The organism is Oryzihumus sp. (genome assembly GCF_054325275.1).
The window spans coordinates 24,178-42,558 of record NZ_JBTCWL010000008.1 but is presented as its reverse complement, the minus strand read 5'-3'; the positions used below and the strand labels follow the sequence as shown (position 1 = coordinate 42,558).

The 18,381-nt window shown below is 72.7% G+C and carries 20 protein-coding genes and 1 tRNA gene; 11 read left to right on the top strand and 10 right to left on the bottom strand.

Annotated features, from left to right (window positions below; all coding sequences use genetic code 11):
• Window positions 1–60: 60 nt before the first annotated feature.
• Both ACXVGS_RS03370 and ACXVGS_RS03365 read right to left on the bottom strand, forming a co-directional pair.
• A complete protein-coding gene (locus tag ACXVGS_RS03370) occupies window positions 61–879 on the bottom strand; it encodes an ABC transporter permease (RefSeq protein ID WP_458529625.1) in 819 nt (272 codons plus the stop codon).
• Window positions 876–1,883, bottom strand: coding sequence for an ABC transporter ATP-binding protein (locus ACXVGS_RS03365; protein ID WP_458536617.1), 1,008 nt, complete (start codon window positions 1,881–1,883; stop codon window positions 876–878). The genes ACXVGS_RS03370 and ACXVGS_RS03365 overlap by 4 nt, the downstream gene beginning before the upstream one ends.
• A gap of 270 nt (window positions 1,884–2,153) precedes the next feature.
• Between ACXVGS_RS03365 and ACXVGS_RS03360 the strand changes: the two genes are divergently transcribed.
• Window positions 2,154–2,483 carry a putative quinol monooxygenase gene (locus tag ACXVGS_RS03360; protein WP_458529623.1) on the top strand — a complete coding sequence of 110 codons (330 nt, stop codon included), beginning with the start codon at window positions 2,154–2,156 and terminating at the stop codon, window positions 2,481–2,483.
• 78 nt (window positions 2,484–2,561) lie between these two features.
• On the opposite strand, the gene ACXVGS_RS03355 is transcribed toward ACXVGS_RS03360, so the two are convergent.
• From ACXVGS_RS03355 to ACXVGS_RS03345, 3 genes are all read right to left on the bottom strand, one after another.
• Complete coding sequence (locus ACXVGS_RS03355) at window positions 2,562–3,197, bottom strand: fasciclin domain-containing protein (RefSeq protein WP_458529622.1); 636 nt, start codon at window positions 3,195–3,197, stop codon at window positions 2,562–2,564.
• A gap of 201 nt (window positions 3,198–3,398) precedes the next feature.
• Window positions 3,399–4,367, bottom strand: coding sequence for a plastocyanin/azurin family copper-binding protein (locus ACXVGS_RS03350; protein WP_458529621.1), 969 nt, complete (start codon window positions 4,365–4,367; stop codon window positions 3,399–3,401).
• 228 nt (window positions 4,368–4,595) lie between these two features.
• Entirely contained in the window at window positions 4,596–6,239 is a 1,644-nt protein-coding gene (locus tag ACXVGS_RS03345; RefSeq protein WP_458531639.1) for a PP2C family protein-serine/threonine phosphatase, read from the bottom strand.
• A 147-nt stretch (window positions 6,240–6,386) separates the two neighbouring features.
• Between ACXVGS_RS03345 and ACXVGS_RS03340 the strand changes: the two genes are divergently transcribed.
• The 6 genes from ACXVGS_RS03340 (at window position 6,387) to ACXVGS_RS03315 (ending at window position 10,540) form a co-directional block, all read left to right on the top strand.
• Window positions 6,387–7,493 carry a TIGR03118 family protein gene (locus ACXVGS_RS03340; protein WP_458536616.1) on the top strand — a complete coding sequence of 369 codons (1,107 nt, stop codon included), beginning with the start codon at window positions 6,387–6,389 and terminating at the stop codon, window positions 7,491–7,493.
• Between the two features lie 113 nt (window positions 7,494–7,606).
• Window positions 7,607–8,632, top strand: a complete 1,026-nt coding sequence (locus ACXVGS_RS03335; RefSeq protein WP_458529618.1) for a chorismate-binding protein — start codon at window positions 7,607–7,609, stop codon at window positions 8,630–8,632.
• Window positions 8,629–9,471, top strand: coding sequence for an aminotransferase class IV (locus tag ACXVGS_RS03330; RefSeq protein WP_458529617.1), 843 nt, complete (start codon window positions 8,629–8,631; stop codon window positions 9,469–9,471). Before ACXVGS_RS03335 ends, ACXVGS_RS03330 begins: the two co-directional genes overlap by 4 nt.
• On the top strand, window positions 9,468–9,947 hold the full coding sequence (locus ACXVGS_RS03325) for an N-acetyltransferase family protein (protein ID WP_458529616.1): 480 nt from the start codon (window positions 9,468–9,470) through the stop codon (window positions 9,945–9,947). Before ACXVGS_RS03330 ends, ACXVGS_RS03325 begins: the two co-directional genes overlap by 4 nt.
• Complete coding sequence (locus ACXVGS_RS03320) at window positions 9,944–10,375, top strand: TIGR02611 family protein (protein WP_458536615.1); 432 nt, start codon at window positions 9,944–9,946, stop codon at window positions 10,373–10,375. Before ACXVGS_RS03325 ends, ACXVGS_RS03320 begins: the two co-directional genes overlap by 4 nt.
• Window positions 10,376–10,463: 88 nt before the next feature.
• Window positions 10,464–10,540: transfer RNA gene (locus ACXVGS_RS03315), tRNA-Val, on the top strand.
• Window positions 10,541–10,658: 118 nt separating this feature from the next.
• Here the strand turns inward: ACXVGS_RS03315 and ACXVGS_RS03310 are convergent.
• Window positions 10,659–11,255 carry a DUF1269 domain-containing protein gene (locus ACXVGS_RS03310; protein ID WP_458529614.1) on the bottom strand — a complete coding sequence of 199 codons (597 nt, stop codon included), beginning with the start codon at window positions 11,253–11,255 and terminating at the stop codon, window positions 10,659–10,661.
• Between the two features lie 149 nt (window positions 11,256–11,404).
• Between ACXVGS_RS03310 and ACXVGS_RS03305 the strand changes: the two genes are divergently transcribed.
• From ACXVGS_RS03305 to ACXVGS_RS03295, 3 genes are all read left to right on the top strand, one after another.
• A complete protein-coding gene (locus ACXVGS_RS03305) occupies window positions 11,405–11,788 on the top strand; it encodes a hypothetical protein (RefSeq protein WP_458529613.1) in 384 nt (127 codons plus the stop codon).
• Between the two features lie 93 nt (window positions 11,789–11,881).
• A complete protein-coding gene (thrS, locus tag ACXVGS_RS03300; RefSeq protein ID WP_458536614.1) occupies window positions 11,882–13,864 on the top strand; it encodes a threonine--tRNA ligase in 1,983 nt (660 codons plus the stop codon).
• Between the two features lie 86 nt (window positions 13,865–13,950).
• Complete coding sequence (locus ACXVGS_RS03295) at window positions 13,951–14,655, top strand: M50 family metallopeptidase (RefSeq protein ID WP_458531975.1); 705 nt, start codon at window positions 13,951–13,953, stop codon at window positions 14,653–14,655.
• Between the two features lie 54 nt (window positions 14,656–14,709).
• Here ACXVGS_RS03295 and ACXVGS_RS03290 read toward each other — a convergent pair whose 3' ends face one another.
• Window positions 14,710–15,435 carry a DUF4386 domain-containing protein gene (locus ACXVGS_RS03290; RefSeq protein ID WP_458531974.1) on the bottom strand — a complete coding sequence of 242 codons (726 nt, stop codon included), beginning with the start codon at window positions 15,433–15,435 and terminating at the stop codon, window positions 14,710–14,712.
• Between the two features lie 113 nt (window positions 15,436–15,548).
• Between ACXVGS_RS03290 and ACXVGS_RS03285 the strand changes: the two genes are divergently transcribed.
• Window positions 15,549–15,944, top strand: a complete 396-nt coding sequence (locus ACXVGS_RS03285; protein ID WP_458529610.1) for a hypothetical protein — start codon at window positions 15,549–15,551, stop codon at window positions 15,942–15,944.
• A 41-nt stretch (window positions 15,945–15,985) separates the two neighbouring features.
• On the opposite strand, the gene ACXVGS_RS03280 is transcribed toward ACXVGS_RS03285, so the two are convergent.
• From ACXVGS_RS03280 to ACXVGS_RS03270, 3 genes are all read right to left on the bottom strand, one after another.
• Window positions 15,986–17,269 (bottom strand): RNA polymerase sigma factor, encoded by a 1,284-nt coding sequence (locus ACXVGS_RS03280; RefSeq protein WP_458529609.1) that lies wholly within the window; start codon window positions 17,267–17,269, stop codon window positions 15,986–15,988.
• The gene (locus ACXVGS_RS03275; protein WP_458529608.1) at window positions 17,250–17,603 is read right to left on the bottom strand and encodes a YciI family protein; all 354 of its coding nucleotides are present in this window, start codon (window positions 17,601–17,603) and stop codon (window positions 17,250–17,252) included. The genes ACXVGS_RS03280 and ACXVGS_RS03275 overlap by 20 nt, the downstream gene beginning before the upstream one ends.
• A 90-nt stretch (window positions 17,604–17,693) precedes the next feature.
• Window positions 17,694–18,371 carry a VOC family protein gene (locus ACXVGS_RS03270; protein ID WP_458531972.1) on the bottom strand — a complete coding sequence of 226 codons (678 nt, stop codon included), beginning with the start codon at window positions 18,369–18,371 and terminating at the stop codon, window positions 17,694–17,696.
• Window positions 18,372–18,381: the final 10 nt, after the last annotated feature.

The following is an 18,381-nucleotide window of genomic DNA, read 5'->3' as shown; positions in this document are numbered from 1 at the left end:
GCGCCTCCTGGGTGCTCGGGCCCTGGCTGTGGCGGGGCGGGTTCGGGTGGGCTGGGGTGCTCATGTGCGGGCCGCCAGGCGCAGCCGCGGCGCGGCCCAGCCGAACAGCAGGGCGAGGGTGAGCAGGGTCGCCGCGACGGGCGAGGCCAGGTAGGGCCAGGCCTGGGAGAGCTGCTGCCCCGACCCGATGACCCGGTCGAGGAACTGGCTGGCCGACTCCACGGGGTCGGCCAGCGTGAGCACCACGCCCGCCGGCGACCTGAGGAACTCGGTGGGCAGCTGGGCCGGGATGAGGGAGGCGGCGTAGGCGAGCAGGCAGATGAACAGGCTCACCCGGCTGGACTCGGACCAGATGCTCACGATGAGCGAGAAGCCGACGAACATCGCGGCGAGCAGCGTCCCGACGACGCCTCCCCAGACCAGTGCCGACCCGAGCACCGTGTGCCCCTGCGCCAGCACCACGAGGTAGGGCAGGGTCAGGAGCATGGCCCCCGGCCAGGCCGACAAGGCCGAGAGGAACTTGCCGGCCACGACCTGGCGGGGGCTGCACGGGGTGAGCAGCAACGGCTCGAGCGTCGCCCGCTCGCGCTCGCCGCTGACGCTCTCGGCGCCGATGGCCAGGCCGATGAACAGGCCGAAGGTGAGCGCCGAGGTGACGGCCACGACGATGTTCTGCCGCAGCGGGAGCAGGTTGAGCTCGGTGTTGGTGGCGAGCAGGAACGCCGTCAGGGACATGAGCAGGCTGTACAGCACCAGGTAGGTCAGCACCCGGCCGCCCATCCAGAGCTCGGTCAGCTCCTGCCGCAGGACGAGCCACCAGACCGGCGCGGACGTCCGGCGAACCGGCGCCAGCGGGGCGGCGACCGTCCCGGCGGTCACCGGATCGCCTCGGCGGTCAGCTGCAGGAACACGTCCTCCAGGCGTCCGCTGCCCGAGTCGAGCCCGAGGACGGGCACGTCCGCGCGGATGAGCGACTCGAGCATCCTGTTGACCAGTCGCGGGTCCGCTGCCGCGTCGCCGTTCCGCTGCCGCAGCTCCACGCCGATCCATCCGGTGGAGTCATCTGGTGTGGTGGCCCGGACGCTCGGCAGCGTCGCGATCAGGCCGCAGGCGGCGGGCACCTCGCCGAGGGGCACGCGCACCCGCAGCGCGACGCCGCTGCGGTGGCTGGCCTGGCCGACCACCTCGGCGACGGTTCCCCGGGCCACCACCTCGCCGGCGTTCATGATGACGACGTCGTCGCAGACGCCCTCGATCTCGGCGAGCAGGTGGCTCGAGAGCACGACGCCCTTGCCCCGGTCCCGGGCGATCCCCCGCACCATCGTGAGGAGCTCGCGCTGGCCGCGGGGGTCCAGGCCCAGCGTGGGCTCGTCGAAGAACAGCACGGCGGGGTCGTTCACCAGGGCGCGGGCGATGCCCAGCCGCTGGCGCATGCCGTGGCTGTAGGAGCCGATGGGGGAGTGGCCGCGGTTCTGCAGACCGACCTCCTGCAACAACCCCTCGGCTGTGCTGCGGGCCTCCCGTGCGGAGCTGCCGAACAGCTGGCCGTAGTAGGTGAGGTACCGCGTGCCCGTCAGCTGCCTGGGGAACCCCAGCCCTTCGGGCAGGACGCCGATCCGCCGCCGGATCTGCGCCGGGTGGTCGGAGGTGACCCCGTCAACGACGAAGCTTCCCGAGGACGGCGGGAGGATGGTCGTGAGGATGCGGATGGAGGTCGTCTTGCCTGCCCCGTTCGGGCCGAGGAAGCCGAGGACCCGTCCGGCGCGGAGGGTGAACGAGAGGTTCTTCAACGCCTGGTGGGTGCCGTAGCTCTTGCGCAGCTCCTCGGCCGACAGGATGACGGGGGGTTCCTCCACGTGTCCGTTGCTGGTCTCGGTCGTCATGCCACCCTCCTCGCCACGGTGCCTGTGCATCCCCTGTGACCTGTGGTACTCGCGGTTCGGGGTCCCGGGCTCGTCCGAACCGTCTATGCCGGGTGAGGGAGCCGGGTGAGCCGGCCTACGGCGGGCAGGGGGAGGACGACGTAACCCGGGTGCGCTCGGAGGATGAACGGTCGGTACGCCGGGTGGCCCCGACCCGCGATCCGCAGCAGGATTCCGGCAGGGGCCGGCACGCAGGAGACTCCGGCTGAGCCGGCACGGAGGAGGAGCGCCTTGATCTTCATCACCGCCAAGTTCCAGATCAAGCCCGGGCACGCCGACGCCTGGCCGCGGCTCTCGCGGGCCTTCACCGAGGCGACGCGGGCCGAGCCCGGATGCCTGTGGTTCGACTGGTCCCGCAGCCTGGACGACCCGCAGGAGTACGTCCTGGTCGAGGCGTTCCGTGACGACGCCGCCGGCGGCGCGCACGTGCAGAGCGAGCACTTCCGCACGGCGACGGCCGAGCTGCCCGCCTACCTCGTGCGCACCCCGAAGATCGTCAACGTCACGGTCGAGGGGACCGACTGGTCCGAGCTGGGGGAGATGGCCGTTCCCGGCAGCTGACCACCTGCCCAGACGAATGTCCGCAGACGCCAGGAGGGTGGCCGTCCCCATGTCGGCCACCCTCCGGCTGCGCGGCGCTCAGAGGTCGAGCGGTCGCAGGACCCGGCTGATGCCGTGCGCGATCTGCCGGTTGCCCTTGTTGATGTCGGGCACCGTGACCGCGGGGTTGGCGCTGTTCGGGTCCTTGTCCACCAGCGAGATCCGCCGGCCGTCCACGTCGACGGTCACGGTCGCGCCGCCCAGGGCCGTGGTGAGCCTGGCGTCGTCCGAGCGGCGTGCCGTCGCCGCGTCGATGGTGGCGCCCGGGACGACGTGGTAGAGCAGCACCGACTCGATCGTGTTGACGCCGGCCTTCTTCACCAACGCGTCGAAGACGGCCTGTTCGCTGCACAGCTCCCGGCCGGTGAGGTCCTGCGCCAGCCGCCGGAAGGCGCGGTCGTCGGGCAGGAAGGCCGTGAGCGGCCTGGTCCCGTCAGTGAGCACCGTGACGGGGCTGTGGGGCTTGGCGGCGAGGACCGCCAGGACCGCGTGGGTGAGGATGTCGTAGTCGTGCCAGTTGTGGTCGAAGGCGTAGCCGCGGGACGTCAGCACGGCAGCCAGGCTGCGCGTGCCGGACGGGTTGGCCGCATGGGCCGGGGCCGCAGAGGCGACCGGGGCGGCGGCGACCGGGGCCAGCAGCGCGGCCAGGACGACGGACAAACGACGGAGCTTCATCATGTGGTCCTCTCGTGACGGGCGACCGGTCCGGGGACGACCGGTCCACGAGGGGTTCGAAGGCCAGCGGCCGGTGGATGTCCGGCGTCTCACATCGTGGCCGGCGCACAGCCCCCGGCGCACAGCCCCCGGCGCCAGCGCGCGAGGACGGCGCGGGCGGGCCGGTGGGGCCCGTCCCGCGCCGTCGCGCGGTGAGCTGGCCTAGCTGGTGACCGTCACCGTCCCGACCATGCCCAGGAAGTCGTGCAGTCCGCAGATGTAGGAGTACTTCCCGGCCTTGGTGAACGTGACCGTGAAGTCGTGTCCGGGCAGCAGGATGCCGGAGTTGAGCTGCCCTCCGGCAAAGTGCTTCGGGTCGCCATAGGGCACGAAGATGTTCGCCCGCTCCGGCCCGAAGGTGATGGTGTGCGGGACGATCATGCCCGGGTCCTTCCAGGTGATGCTGTCGCCCACGTGGACCGTCACGTGCCGGTTGATGAACCGCATCACCATGGCGACGTCATCATCGGCGCCGGCATAGACGGTGCCCGTGGCCGCGTCCGCCTTGTCCGACGTGGCGTCCCACAGGCGGTGCCCGTCACGCAGGTCGGCCGCCTTCTTGTGGTCGGCCTGGCGGTTGTAGTCGGCCTGACTGAAGGGGTACTTCGTGCCGGCGGAGCGCACGTGCACGGTGCCCTTCATGAACATGCCGTGGACGAGGCACCAGTAGGTGAAGTTGCCGGTGTTGGGGAACTTCAGGGTGTAGGTGGAGCCGGCCGGGAACCCGGAGCCACTGCCCTGGTTCGAGAGCAGACCGGAGTTGTAGTACGAGTGGCCGTCGTAGCTGCTCCCGCCCTGGCGCTTGACGTGCATGGGGTCGAAGGGGTTGAACTCCGGCAGCTTCTGGCCGGAGGCGAGGAAGGTGACGGTGTGGATCTCGCCGGCCCGGACGGTCCAGAGGATGCTGTCACCGGCATTCACCCAGATCGTGCCGGGCATGAACGCCATGGTCTGGATGGCCATGTCGTGGGACTCGGCCCCGACGGACACGCGCCAGGTGCGCGGGTGGGACGTCGAGGCGCTGGTGGCGCTCGCCGGCGCGGTGAACGCGACGGCCAGGGTCAGGGCGCAGAGGGCGGCCAGCACCCAGCGCAGGCGCGGCAGGGGGCGTGGGGGTCGTGGGGAACTCATGGGTCTCCTCCGGGGGATGACGGGCAGCCCGTCGGGGGACGGACGGGCCGGGAGGGCTCCCGCCTGAGGTCCTGGCGCCGGTCTCGGGTGCGGCGGCCGACCGGCTAGGGCGGGCCGGTGGGGGTCATCCGTGGCCGATCCTCGTCCGTGCCCGAGGGGCGCGGCTCCCGCAAAGGGGCGAGCGATGACGCAGGCCCGCCAGTGGCTCGTCAGGCGCTCGTCAGCGGCTCAGTAGGCGGGGGCGACGTCGGTCTGTGCCGTGACCGTGACCGCGACCGGGTGCCCGGGGGTAGCCGGCCGGCCATCCAGGGTGAGCGCGACGACGGTGACGTCGTCGCGGTGCCAGTTGTCGGCGTGCTGGCGCACCGCCTCGAGGATCTCCGCGACAGCCACGTCCGGTGACCACGCGCCCAGTCCACCGAGGGCGGTCAGCACGCCGTCGGTCCCGAACTCCGCTGAACCCGCCTCGTGCCCCCGCCGCGCCTCGCTGACGCCGTCGGTGAAGGCCAGCAGCAGCTCGGTGGGCTCCAGGGTGGTGCGTTCGACCTGCCACCCCGAGCTGACCGAGCTCAGGAGCGGACCGGTTGGCCCGAGCTCGCGGGCCCCCAGGCCGGTCCGGTGCCGCTGGACGATCACCGCCGGGGGGTGGCCGGCGTTGATCCACCGCAACGTCCCGGTGAGCGGGTCGACGGCGATGACCAGGCAGGACAGGAACCGCTCGTCGTCACCGCCGAGGTCCTCCGCGGCGGTGGCGAAGGCCTCGTCCAGCTCCAGCCGGGTGTGCAGCAGGGCGGTCAGCCGGTGCTTGAATCGCGCGGCCACGAGGCCGGCGTCGGCGCCGTGACCCGAGACGTCCGCCAGGAGCACGACGACCGTGCCGTCCGGTCGCCGCACAGCGTCCCACCAGTCGCCGGCCAGGACACCCTCGGCAGGGCGCAGCGCACCGGCGAGGGTGACCCCCGGCAGGCTCCCGCCGGTCCGGGCCGCCAGCTCGGCGCGCAGTCCGGCCACGACCGGGCTGTGCTGCGCGAGGGCAGCCCCGGCGGCCCTCGCCGCGTCGACCTCGTCGAGGATGCGGCGCCGCATGCTCTCGGCGTCCGTGCCGATCGCCGCGACCTCGGGTGGCCCCAGAGCCTCGATGGGCTCGTCCAGGTGGCCCTCAGCGACCCGGCGCATGCTCGCGCGCAGCGCCGCGATGGGGTGCAGCACCCAGCGCCGCAGCAGCAGCCCTGCGCCGAGGACCAGCAGCACGAGCAGGACGGCGCTGGCGGTGATGACGCGGGCCAGCACGGCGTTGGCCTCCCGCACGGACCGGGTGGCGTCGGAGTGCCGCGCGTCGATGCGGGCCTGCAGGTCTGCGAGGTGGCTGCGCAGCGCGTCGAACGCCGCCTTGCCCCGGCCCTGGGCGATCAGTGCCCGGGCCCGTGCGGGGTCGCCGGCACGGGCGGCGGCGATCTCCGGGTCGGCCCCCAGGCGGTGCCACTGCGCCAGGTCGGCCTCGACCTGGTCGACGGCCCTGAGGACCCCCGGGTCGCCGGCGAAGGTGCGACGCAGCGACGCGATCCGGGTCTCGCTGGCGGTCTGGCCGAGCTTGTAGGGCTCCAGGAACGTCGGGTCGCCGGTGATGACGTAGCCACGCTGACCGGTCTCCTGGTCGACGACGTCTGCGAGCAGGGAGCGCACCTGCTCGCTGCCCGGCTGGAGGCGCTGCCGCACCAGGTCTTGCGAGGCCTCGACCCGCCGCAGCGCCGCGCCCACCGCCAGCGCGGTCCCGGTCAGGAGCAGCGCGAGGACACAGGCTGCCACAAGCACCCGCCGGTGCAGCGAGGGCTGCGCGGCGGTGCCCATCCCCCTGTGCGGGCTGTGGCCCATGCCCTTCACCGTAGAGCGGTCACCCCGGCCGGGGGTACCGCCTCGCCGGGGTGAACCCGTCCCGGTGACCCCTCGTGGATACCGGTATGGCGTCGCGCCACCACCCGGGAGGCGCGTGCCCCCACCGCTCCCCAAGGGAGGCCCCCCATGTTGTCGAGCCCCTGGACCCTGCGCGGGTCCGCGCCGGCCCGGCGTGCCGTCATGGCCGCCGGCGCCCTCGCCCTGGCCCTGGCCACGACGGCCCTGCCCGTGGCCCACGCCAGCTCGCCCACCGAACGATTCCGCCAGCTGAACCTCGTCGCCGACACCTCCGGCCACGCACGCCTCACCGACCACGACCTCGTCAACGCGTGGGGCCTGTCGGCCGGGCCGACCACACCGATCTGGGTGTCGGACAACGGCAGCAACCGTGCCACGGTCTACACCGGCGCCCAGCCCGGGAAGAACGTGTCCAAGGTCCCGCTGACCGTGACCATCCCCGGCGGCGCGCCCACCGGGAACCTGTTCAACCCCACCGCCTCCTTCGTCCTGCACGGTGGCGGGCGCTCCGGCCCGGCCCGGTTCATCTTCGCCGGCGAGGGCGGGGACCTGACGGCGTGGAACCTCACCGGGGACACGTCCCACGCGGTGGAGGTCGCCCACCCGGCCAACACGGTGTGGAAGGGCATCGCGTTGCTGCAGCGCCCGGGCCACCCGGTGCTCCTGCTGGCCAACTTCCACTCCGGCCGGGTCGACGTCTATGACGCTGCCTTCCACAAGGTCACGGCCTCCGGCCAGTTCTCCCCGGTCGGTGTGCCTGCCGGGTACGCCCCGTTCGACGTCGCGGTCCTCGGCGGCCGGGTCTACGTCAGCTACGCCAAGCAGGACAGTGCCCGCCACGACGACGTGGCCGGTGCCGGCAACGGCTTCGTCAACGTCTATGACCGCTCCGGCCGCTTCGTGCGCCAGCTGCTGCACCGCGGGTTCCTGAACTCCCCGTGGGGGCTGGCCATCGCGCCGGCCGGCTTCGGCTCGCTGGCCGGTGACCTGCTCGTCGGCAACTTCGGCGACGGGCGCATCCATGCGGTGGACCCGCGGACCGGCCACCTCGAGGCGACCTTGCGTGCCTCGAACGGCAGCCCCCTGGTGATCGACGGCCTGTGGGGCCTGCTGCCCGGCAACGGCACCGCGGGCGCCAGGAGCGACGTGTGGTTCAGCGCCGGCCCCGGCGGCGAGGCGCACGGCCTGCTCGGGATCCTGCGGTCGCAGGGCTGAGCCCGCGATCCCCGAGCACCCGAACAGAGCGCAGGGAGGGGACGGGCCCCGGTCACGGCGACCGGGGCCCATCCTGTGCCGGGGCGTGCCCGCGGGGAACCTATGATCGCCGCGTGGACCTCGCCCGCTTCACCGACCGGGAGGCCAGGGGGGTCCTGGACGTGCGGCACGACCTCGCCTGCCTCGACGAGGGCGGCTTCTGGGCCGTCGTGGTCACCTTCGAGGGGGAGGCCACCTGCGTCCGGTTCGACGACGTGCGCCCCACCACGGGTATGCCGTGGGCCGCGCCGTGCGCGGACTGGTCGCCGCTGGAAGGGGAGTGGCAGACGACCCTGGACGGCACGGCATACCGGGAGGGCGTGCGTTCCATCCGGCGGCACGTGGCCGCCGGTGACGTCTACCAGGTCAACCTCTGCCGCGTCATGAGCCACCCGCTGCCCGAGGACGCGGACCTCGAGGCGCTCGCGGGCCTGCTGGCCGCCGGCAACCCGGCCCCGCACGCCGCGCTCATCCGGGTGCCGGGCGCGGGGCTGGAGGTGGCCTGTGCGAGCCCCGAGCTGTTCCTGAGCCGGCGCGGGGACCGGCTGGAGTCCCGCCCGATCAAGGGGACGGCGCCGGTGGCGGGGCGGATGCTGGCCAAGGACTACGCCGAGAACGTCATGATCGCCGACCTGGTCCGCAACGACCTGTCCCACGTGTGCCGGGAGGGCACGGTCCGCGTCGACGCCCTCTGCGCCACCGAGGAGCACCCCGGGCTGGCCCACCTGGTCACGACGGTCTCCGGCACGCTGCGCCCCGGGGTCACCTGGCCGCAGATTGCCGCGGCCACGCTCCCGCCGGGCTCGGTGTCCGGGGCCCCGAAGTCCTCGGCGCTCGCGGCCATCGCGGCGCTGGAGCCGGGCCCGCGCGGGCCGTACTGCGGGGCGGTGGGCTGGGTCGACGCCGACCGGGACGAGGCCGACCTCGCCGTGGGCATCCGCACCTTCTGGGCCGAGCGGGACGCGGCGGGGCGACGGTGGCTGCGGTTCGGCACCGGTGCGGGCATCACGTGGGGGTCGGACCCCGAGCAGGAGTGGGAGGAGACACGGCTCAAAGCCGCTCGCCTCATCGGACTGGCATCTGGAAGGGTCAAGGCATGAGCAACGACGTACGTGTGTGGGTCAACGGGCAGCGGGTGGACGCCGGCGCGCCCGCGATCGCGGCCCTGGACCACGGGGTGACCGTGGGGGACGGGGTGTTCGAGACGGCCAAGGTGGCCGACGGTGCGGTGTTCGCGCTGACCCGGCACTCCCGGCGCCTCGACCGGTCGCTGGCCGGCCTGGGCCTGCCGGCCGCCGACCACGACCTCATCGCCAAGGGCATCGAGGACGTGCTCTCCGGCGAGCCGATCGCGTTCGGGCGTCTGCGCTGGAGCGTCACCGGGGGAGCGGGGCCGCTGGGGTCCGACCGCGACGAGTCGGCCCTGACCTACATCGTCACCGCCGGCGCACAGCCGCTGCCCCCGGCGTCCTGCAAGGTCGTCACCGTGCCGTGGACCCGCAACGAGCGCAGCGCGACGGTGGGCCTGAAGACCACGTCGTACGCCGAGAACGTCGTCGCGCTGGCCTACGCCAAGGAGCGAGGCGGGCTGGAGGCGATCTTCGCCAACACGCGCGGCGAGCTGTGCGAGGGCACGGGGTCCAACGTGTTCGTCGTCGTGGACGGCGAGGTGCTCACCCCACCGGTGGAGTCCGGGCTGCTGCCGGGCATCACCCGCCGGCTGGTCATCGAGTGGTGCCGGGAGGCGGGCATCCCGGTGCGCGAGGCGACGCTGCCGATGGACGTGCTCACCACCGCCGACGAGGTCTTCATCACCTCCTCCACCAAGGACGTCCTGCCCGTGCACGCCGTCGACGGGCGCGAGCTGCCCGTCGGCCCGGTGACCCAGGCCGCCGCCGACGTCTTCGCCCGCCTGTCCCGCGAGAGGAACGACCCGTGAGCCTCCAGCTGGACCCGATGACCGAGGCCGAGGTCGAGGACTACCGCGTCCGGTCCGAGGAGGGCTACGTGCGCCAGCGCGTGGACCTCGGCGGGGAGGACGAGGGCGACGCCCGGCGCATCGCCGCCGAGCAGATGGCCGCGTACTTCCCCGAAGGCCGGCCGGGGGAGGGCCACCACCTGTTCCTCGCCCGCGACGGCGAGACCGGCGAGGTGGCCGGTCAGCTGTGGCTGCACGAGCGCCCGCACGCCGCCGGCACCGCGGTGTGGGTCTTCGACGTCGAGGTGGCCGAGGCGCACCGCGGCAAGGGGCTGGGTCGCGAGCTGATGACCTGGGCCGAGGGCTGGGCGCGGGACCGCGGTGCGGCCGAGATCGGGCTCAACGTCTTCGGTGGCAACACCGTGGCCCGGGCGTTGTACGGCTCGCTGGGCTACGCCGAGACCGCGGTGAACATGGCCAAGAAGCTGATGCCGTGAGCCACGACGCCGACCACGACACCCCCGTCGAGGCCGACGACTGGGCATGGCGCCGCCGGATCCGCTCGAACCCGCACTCCCGCCGCATCTACCGGATCGCCGTGGCGCTCGTCGGTGCCGCGATCACGGTCGGGGGCCTGGTGCTCGTCCCGGCCCCGGGCCCGGGGTGGCTCATCGTGTTCCTCGGCCTGGCCGTGCTCGCTTCGGAGTTCGCCTGGGCCCAGTGGCTGCTGCACCACGCCCGCCGGCGGCTCGACGCCTGGACCGACTGGCTCAAGCTCCAGCCCTGGTGGGTCAAGGTCGCGGTCTCGCTGCTGACGTGCGCGTTCGTGCTGGCCGTCGTCTACGCCTACCTGCTCTGGCAGGGCCCGCCGGGGCTGCTCCCGGACTCCTGGGAGCACTGGCTGGAGAGCACGCTGGGGCTGTGAGATCCGGTGCCGGGTGGGGCGATTGGTGTGGCGGCCCGTCGAGCGGCTATTGTTCCACTCCGTCGAGACGGCTCCGGCCGGATCGCCCGGACGTGTAGCTCAGTTGGTTAGAGCGTTCGCTTCACACGCGAGAGGTCAGGGGTTCGAGTCCCTTCACGTCCACCACCTTCGAAGGGCCACGACCGAGGTCGTGGCCCTTCTTCGTGTGCGGCGTGGGGCGCGGCGGGTCCCGGGTGAGGGGCGGGGCCGGCCCCCGCCGGGTCCGGGCGGTGCGCCCTCGCGCTCAGCTCGTCGTGGTGGTCTTCGCGGTCGTGGTCGCCTGGGCCGTGGCCGCCGGCTGCGCGGCCGGTGCGGTCTGCTCGGCCCGCCGCATGTCGTCGGCGAGCTGGTCGGCGGCCATGTCCGTGGCCTTGGAGATGACCCGGTTGGCGGCCTTGATGTTGGCGGCGACCTGGTCGGCCAGGTTGGTCTCGTAGACCACGATCAGCCCGGCCTGTCCTGCGTCCAGCGTCTCCCCGAGCTCCTTGAGGTCACCGCGGGACATGCCCCCGCTGGCGTGGCCCGCCACCGCGCCGATCGCCGCCCCGCCCGCTCCGGCCGTGGCCAGACCGATGCCGACAGGCGGGAACAGCGCGGCCGTCACGCCGACCGCCAGGCCCCACCCCAGGCCGACGGCCGCACCGTGGCGGGTCGGCTGCTCGTGCTTCTTGACGATCTTCACCTTGCCGTCGTCGTCCTTGGCGACGACCGCGGCGTCGAAGTCGTGCGAGGTCTTCACCTCGTGGTAGATCTCCTTGACCGCCTCGTAGTCGGCGACGGCGGCGTCGACGTCGTCGTACGCCGCGGCGATCACGTAGAGGGTGTCCTTCTCACTGGCCATGTCGCGCCTCCGGGTCCCGGCTTGTCCGAGCGTCCATCGTGACCGTGGCGGCCGGCCGCGGAATCATGCTGCGCGGATGACCCGGTGAGGGCCTGTGTGGGTTCCCTGGTGGGGGTGCCCCGGCGGGGCAGCACGGCTAGCCTCGGAGCATGAGCGCCGAGCTGCCTCCCCACGTCACCGAGATCCGGATCTACCCGGTCAAGGGCGAGCCCGGCCAGGTGCTCGAGGACGTCGAGGTCGAGGCCGAGGGCCTGGCCGGGGACCGTCGCAAGAAGGCCGCCCTCCACCTGGTCTCGGTGGAGGAGGACGTCGCCACCCACCCCCGCGCCAACCTCGTCGTCGCCACGCCCACGGCGCTGCTCGAGGCCAGCGTGGGACAGCGCCTGCGCATCGGCGAGGCCGAGATCCACGTGACCGGCAAGCCGTCCGGCTGTCCCGGGGTCTATGCCGACGTGGTCGCCACGGGCTCCCTACGCGTGGGCGACGTGCTCCTGGCCGTCGGCGCGGGCGAAACTGCTGCGCCCACGGCCTGAGCGGGCCGATAGCATCGTCAGCACGTCACCCGAGGTGACGTGACGCCACCGCCCGACCGGGCGGCACACGCACACCAACCCAAGGAGCTCATCGTGCCTGCCGACATCACCGTGGTCATCGCTGGAAGCGAGCGATCGGTCGCGGCGGGCACGACGGCCGGCGACCTGTTCGCGGGCGACAAGGCCGTCGTCGTCGCCCGTGTCGGCGGCGAGCTGCGCGACCTCGCGCACGTCCTGGCCGACGGCGACGTCGTCGAGCCGGTGACCATCGACTCCGAGGACGGCCTGGCCGTGCTGCGTCACTCCGCGGCCCACGTGCTCGCCCAGGCGGTGCAGGAGGTCAACCCCAAGGCGAAGCTCGGCATCGGCCCGCCGATCCGCGACGGCTTCTACTACGACTTCGACGTCGAGGAGCCGTTCACCCCCGAGGACCTCAAGGCCCTCGAGAAGGTCATGCAGCGGATCATCAACGAGGGCCAGACCTTCTCGCGCCGGCCGGTCTCCGACGACGCGGCCCGGGCCGAGCTGGCCGACGAGCCGTACAAGCTCGAGCTCATCGGGCTCAAGGGCGGCGCGGCCGAGGCCGCCGAGGGAGCCTCTGCCGAAGTCGGCGCCGGCGAGCTGACCATCTACGACAACCACCGCCGCGACGGCGAGCTGGCCTGGCGTGACCTGTGCCGCGGCCCGCACCTGCCCAACACCAAGATCCTGGGCAACGCGTTCAAGCTGATGCGCTCCGCGGCTGCCTACTGGCGCGGGTCGGAGAAGAACCCGCAGCTGCAGCGCGTCTACGGCACCGCCTGGCCGACCAAGGACGACCTCAAGGCCTACCTGGACCGGCTCGCCGAGGCCGAGAAGCGTGACCACCGCAGACTCGGCAGCGAGCTCGACCTGTTCTCCTTCCCCGAGGAGCTCGGCTCCGGCCTGCCGGTGTTCCACCCCAAGGGCGGCATCATCAAGCGCGAGATGGAGGACTACGTCCGCCGCCGCCACATCGAGGAGGGCTTCGAGTACGTCGGCACCCCCCACATCTCCAAGGAGCAGCTGTTCCACACCTCCGGGCACCTGCCGTACTACGAGGAGGGGATGTTCGCGGCGTTCGACGTCGACGGCACGGACTACCGCCTCAAGGCGATGAACTGCCCGATGCACAACCTCATCTACCGCTCCCGCGGCCGGTCCTACCGTGAGCTGCCGCTGCGGCTGTTCGAGTTCGGGCACGTCTACCGCAACGAGAAGTCGGGTGTGGTCCACGGCCTGACCCGGGTGCGCGGGTTCGCCCAGGACGACTCGCACTCCTACGTCACCGCCGAGCAGGCGCCGGGCGAGGTCAAGCACCTGCTCGACTTCGTCCTGTCGCTGCTGCGCGACTTCGGGATGGACGACTACTACCTCGAGCTGTCGACCCGCGAGACCGAGGGCGAGAAGAAGGACAAGTTCATCGGCTCCGACGAGCAGTGGGAGCTGGCGACCGAGGTGCTGCGCGACGTGGCGACCGAGTCCGGCCTCGAGCTGGTCATGGACCCCGGCGGCGCGGCCTACTACGGCCCCAAGATCTCGGTCCAGGCCCGGGACGCCATCGGCCGCACCTGGCAGATGTCGACGATCCAGTACGACTTCAACCAGCCCGAGCGCTTCGGCCTGGAGTACCAGGCGGCCGACGGATCGCGCCAGCAGCCGGTGATGATCCACTCGGCCAAGTTCGGCTCGATCGAGCGCTTCCTGGGCGTGCTGACCGAGCACTACGCGGGCGCGTTCCCGGTCTGGCTCTCGCCGGTGCAGGTGCTGGGCATCCCGGTTGCCGAGGAGTACAACAACTACCTCTCGGGCGTGCTGGACCGCCTGAAGGAGAAGGGGATCCGCGTCGAGCTGGACGCCTCGGACGACCGCTTCCCGAAGAAGATCCGCAACGCCAGCAAGGCCAAGGTCCCGTTCGTGCTGATCGCCGGCGAGGACGACCGGGCGGCCGGTGCGGTCTCGTTCCGCTACCGCGACGGCTCCCAGAAGAACGGTGTCCCGGTCGAGGACGCCATCGTCGAGGTCGTCACCGCCGTGGAGACCCGCGCCCAGGTCTGAGACCCGGCCACACGGCATACCGTGGCGGCCCCGGACACCCGCGGTGTCCGGGGCCGCTCCGTTCGCAGGACAGAGAGGTGACCCGCGTGGACGTCGTGCACGAGGTGTGGCAGCGCGTGTATGCCGTGCAGCCCGCCCCGCCGTCGACCGTCGTGCTCGGCGCAGCGGTGGTCGCGCTCGTGCTGGTGCTCTGGTCGCCGGCCTGGTCGCTGACCCGGCACGTCGTGACCATCGCCCACGAGGGTGCCCACGGCGTGGCCGCGGTCCTGACCGGTCGGCGCCTCAGTGGCATCCGGCTGCACTCCGACACCTCCGGGCTGACCGTGTCCCGTGGCCGACCGCGCGGACCGGGCATGGTGCTGACCCTGGCGGCCGGCTACGTCGGGCCGGGGCTGGTCGGCCTGGGTGCCGCCGCCCTGCTCGGCGCCGGTCACGCGGTCGGCCTGCTGTGGGGGCTGCTCCTGCTGCTCGCACTGCTGCTGCTGCAGATCCGCAACTTCTTCGGCCTGTGGTCGGTGCTCTTCAGCGGCGCCGTGGTCTTCGCGGTGTCGTGGTTCCTGCCCACGCAGGCGCAGTCGGCGTTCGCCTACCTCGTCACCTGGTTCCTGCTGCTGGCCGCGCCCAGGACGGTCGCGGAGCTGCAGGTGCAGCGGTCCCGGGGTGCCGGCGCCGGCTCGGACGCCGACCAGCTCGCCCGGCTGACCCACCTGCCAGGGCTGGCGTGGGTGGGCGTCTTCCTCCTCGTCACCGTCGGGGCGCTGCTGCTCGGGGGCAGCTGGATCCTGGTGTGATCCGGGGAAGCCGGTCCCGCCTCCTGGATGCGCGGCTCCTGGAGGCCTGGCGGCTCAGGCGACGGGCAGACCTGCGGGCGCGGGAGTCGCCGGGGCGCCGGTCGGGATGAGCGGTGACGGCCGGAAGCCCTTGACGACCAGCCAGATGCCGAGCGACAGCTCCCACGCAGCGACCGGGAGGGCGGCCAGGCCGGACCACACCGAGACCTGCTCGATGAGGCCGAACATCGTGGCGATGCAGGCCGCGATGAGCAGCGGGGCGCCGATGAGGCCCACTGTGGGGATGATCCGCGGCACGAGGCGGGACCGGTACATCAGAGAGCCCAGCAGCAGGGCGTTCAGGCCCGGCATGAGGCTTTGCCCGAGCAGGAAGGTCCAGCGGTAGGTCGCGACGAACGCCGCGCCGGTGGTGGTCAGCGAGGCCGCACTGGCTCCGGTGGCTGCGCCGAGGTCCTGGCGCAGGGTCACGAGCGACATCAGGCTCACAACTCCGGTGAAGATCATGGCCGCCTCGAGGGTGCGGGTGGCGACGAAGCCGAGCGCGACGCCTTCGTTCTGGCGCCTGACGACCGGGAACAGCGTGACGGCGGTGCCGATGCCGGCGAGGGCGACGACCACCTCGAGGAGGGCGCCCCAGAGCACACCGGCGTCGCCGCCGGTGGTGGTGATGTAGTCCCGGTGGTTCCTTACGGGGCCGTAGAGGGCCAGCGTGGGGATCGACACGAAGGTGACCAGGTAGAACACGCCCGCGACGAGCGCGGTCCTTCTGCTGCTGCTCATGTCGACTCCTCGACAGCACTGGCGGTGTACGGCGTACACCCGGTGCTGCGACGCTAGCGCCGTTGGACATCGCTCAAGGGGTCGTTCGGCCTGCGGGGAGGAGCTGCATCGCCATGACCAGGTACGTCATCGGTCCCGACGTGGCCCTGCGGCTGGCGCAGGACCGGGCCGTGGTCCGTGCCGAGCACCAGCTGCTCGCTCCCGCGCTGCTCCGCTCCCAGCTGCTCTCGCTGCTCTACCAGGCGGTGTGCCGGGGGGAGCTGACGAAGAAGGAGGCGGAGCAACGGCTCGGCTACGTGCGCGGGCTGCGCCTTCGGCTGCTGGGCGACCGCGTCCTCCACAGTGTCGCGTGGCAGGTCGCCGACCAGTTCGGCTGGCCCGACACGTTCGATGCGGAGTACGTCGCCCTGACGCAGCTCCAGGCCGACGCCCTGGTCACGCTCGACAGGCAGCTGGCTGAGGCCGTGAAGGACCTCGTGACCGTCGCCCCCATCGAAGCGCTCGCCTGACTGACGGCACTGTGGCTACGGTGCCGTCACCCTCCTGTCCGTCACGTCGCGCTGATGCCGGCCCTGCGACGCTCCAGGAAGGCCCGCTCGCGCGCGTTCCCGCCCAGGGCGAGGGCTGCCTCGTAGGCTGCGGCGGCCTCCTGCCGGTGACCGAGCCGGCGGAGCAGGTCGGCGCGGACGGCGTGGAACACGTGGTAGCCAGCCAGGTCCAGGTGGTCGACGAGCTCCAGTGCGGGCGCCGGCCCCTCCACCTCCGCGACGGCCACTGCGCGGTGGAGCGCCACGACGGGAGTGGGCGAGAGAGTGAGCAGCTGGTCGTACAGCGCCAGCACCTGCTGCCAGTCGGTGTCGGCCGCGGTCGCGGCGTCGCTGTGCACCGCGTTGATGGCGGCCTGCACCTGGTAGGGCCCGGGCCGGCCGCGGCGCAGGCACTGGCGAACCAGCTGCTGGCCCTCGGCGACCAGCGCGGCGTCCCACCGGCCGCGGTCCTGCTCGGCGAGCAGGACCAGGTCGCCCCCGGGTGAGGTCCGGGCCGCGCGCCGCGACTCCAGGAGCAGCATCATCGCGAGCAGCCCCACGGCTTCGGGCTCGTCGGGCATGAGCTCCGCGAGCAGCCGGCCCAGCCGGATCGCCTCCGCGCAGAGGCCCTCGCGCACCAGCTCAGCGCCGGAGCTCGCCGACCAGCCCTCGTTGTAGACGAGGTAGACCACCGCGAGCACGGCCCGCAGCCGGTCGGGCAGGTCGGCCTCGCGGGGGACGCGGTAGGGGATGCCGGCGTCCCGGATCTTGGCCTTGGCCCGGACGAGCCGCTGGGCCATGGTCGGTTCCGGCACGAGGAACGCGCGGGCGATCTCGGCGGTGGTGAGCCCGCCGAGCAGCCGCAGCGTCAGGGCGACCCGGGCAGCGGAGGACAGGGCAGGGTGGCAGCAGGTGAACAGCAGCCGGAGCCGGTCGTCGCGCACGGCCCCCTCCTCGGTCGGTTCCTCCCGTTGCCGCTGGGCGTCCAGCAGCACGGCCTCGGCCTGGCGTTCCTCCCGGGTGGCCTCGCGGCGGAGCCGGTCGATCGCGCTGTTCCGGGCGGTGGTGATGACCCACCCGGGCGGGCTGGGCGGCATACCCGACTGCGGCCAGGTGCGCAGGGCGGCCGCGAACGCCTCCTGCACCGCGTCCTCGGCGGCGTCGATGCTGCCGAGGGTGCGGGTGAGGATGGCCACGGCCCGGCCGTACTCGCTGCGGAAGACGCGCCCGACGTCCTCCGCGGTGACGGCCGGCGGCGCGTCCGGCGGTGGGTGGCCCGCGGGCCGGTCAGTACTCGGCACGGTCATGGAACGGGCGCACCTCGATCGGCAGGGTGGTGGCCCTGGACGCCCGCTCCGCCCAGCCGAGCGCGACGTCGAGGTCGGGCGCGTTGACCACCCACAGGCCGCCGAGGTGCTCCTTGCCCTCCACGTAGGGGCCGTCGGTGGTGACGACCTCGCCGTCGCGCACGCGCACGACGGTGGCGCTTGCCGGGTCGTGCAGGCCGCCGGTGAACACCCATGAGCCCGCGGCCTTGATGTCCTCGTTGAGCGCGTGCAGCTCGCGGCCGACCCTCTCGAGCACGTCGGCGGAGGGGATGGGGCCGTCGGGCTGGTAGATGCTCAGCAGGTACTGCTTCATGGTGGTGTCCCTCCTCGGGTCGTCCGGCACGGTGCCGGCTCTCACCTCCTGTACGAACGCGACTCGGCCGGCTCGACACCCGGATCCCGGTCAGCTCTCGGGCATCACGCAGAACTCGTTGCCCTCGGGGTCGGCGAGCACGTGCCACCGGACGTCGTCGCCCGGTGCCCGCAGCAGGGTGGCGCCGGCGTCGATCAGCGGCGCCACGTCGGCGGCCGTGGTGTCCCAGTGGATCCGGTTCGGTGCCGATTTCGGCTCGGGCACGGGCACGAAGTCGAAGGTGGCGATCGGCATGCCCGGCACGTGCTCGACGGTGGAGAAGCCGCGCGGGTCGTCCACCACGTCGCCGCCGATCACCCGTGCCCACCAGCGGGCCTGGGCCGCGGGATCGGTGCTGTCGACGACCAGCCCGTGCAGCCGTTCGGCCGGCAGCTCCTCGCGCAGGAAGGCGCACAGCTCCCCGCCCTCGGGGTCGGCCATGACCGTCCAGCGGCGGTCGTCCCCCTCGGGCAGCACGATGCTCGCGCCCAGGGCCTGGAGGTCGGCCAGGGCACGGGCATAGATGTCCAGGTGCACCCGGTGCTTGACCTCCCGGGGCTGCGGGACCGCGTTGAACCACAGGGTGTGTCCCGGCGTCGGCCCGAAGATCCCGCCCTCACCGCGGCCGTCCGGCTCGAAGGTGCGACCCAGCGCGGCCGCCCAGAAGGCGCCGAGCGTGACCGGGTCCTGGGCGTCGAGGCAGACCTTGCGGAACTGTGCGAGAGCCATGTCCCGCACC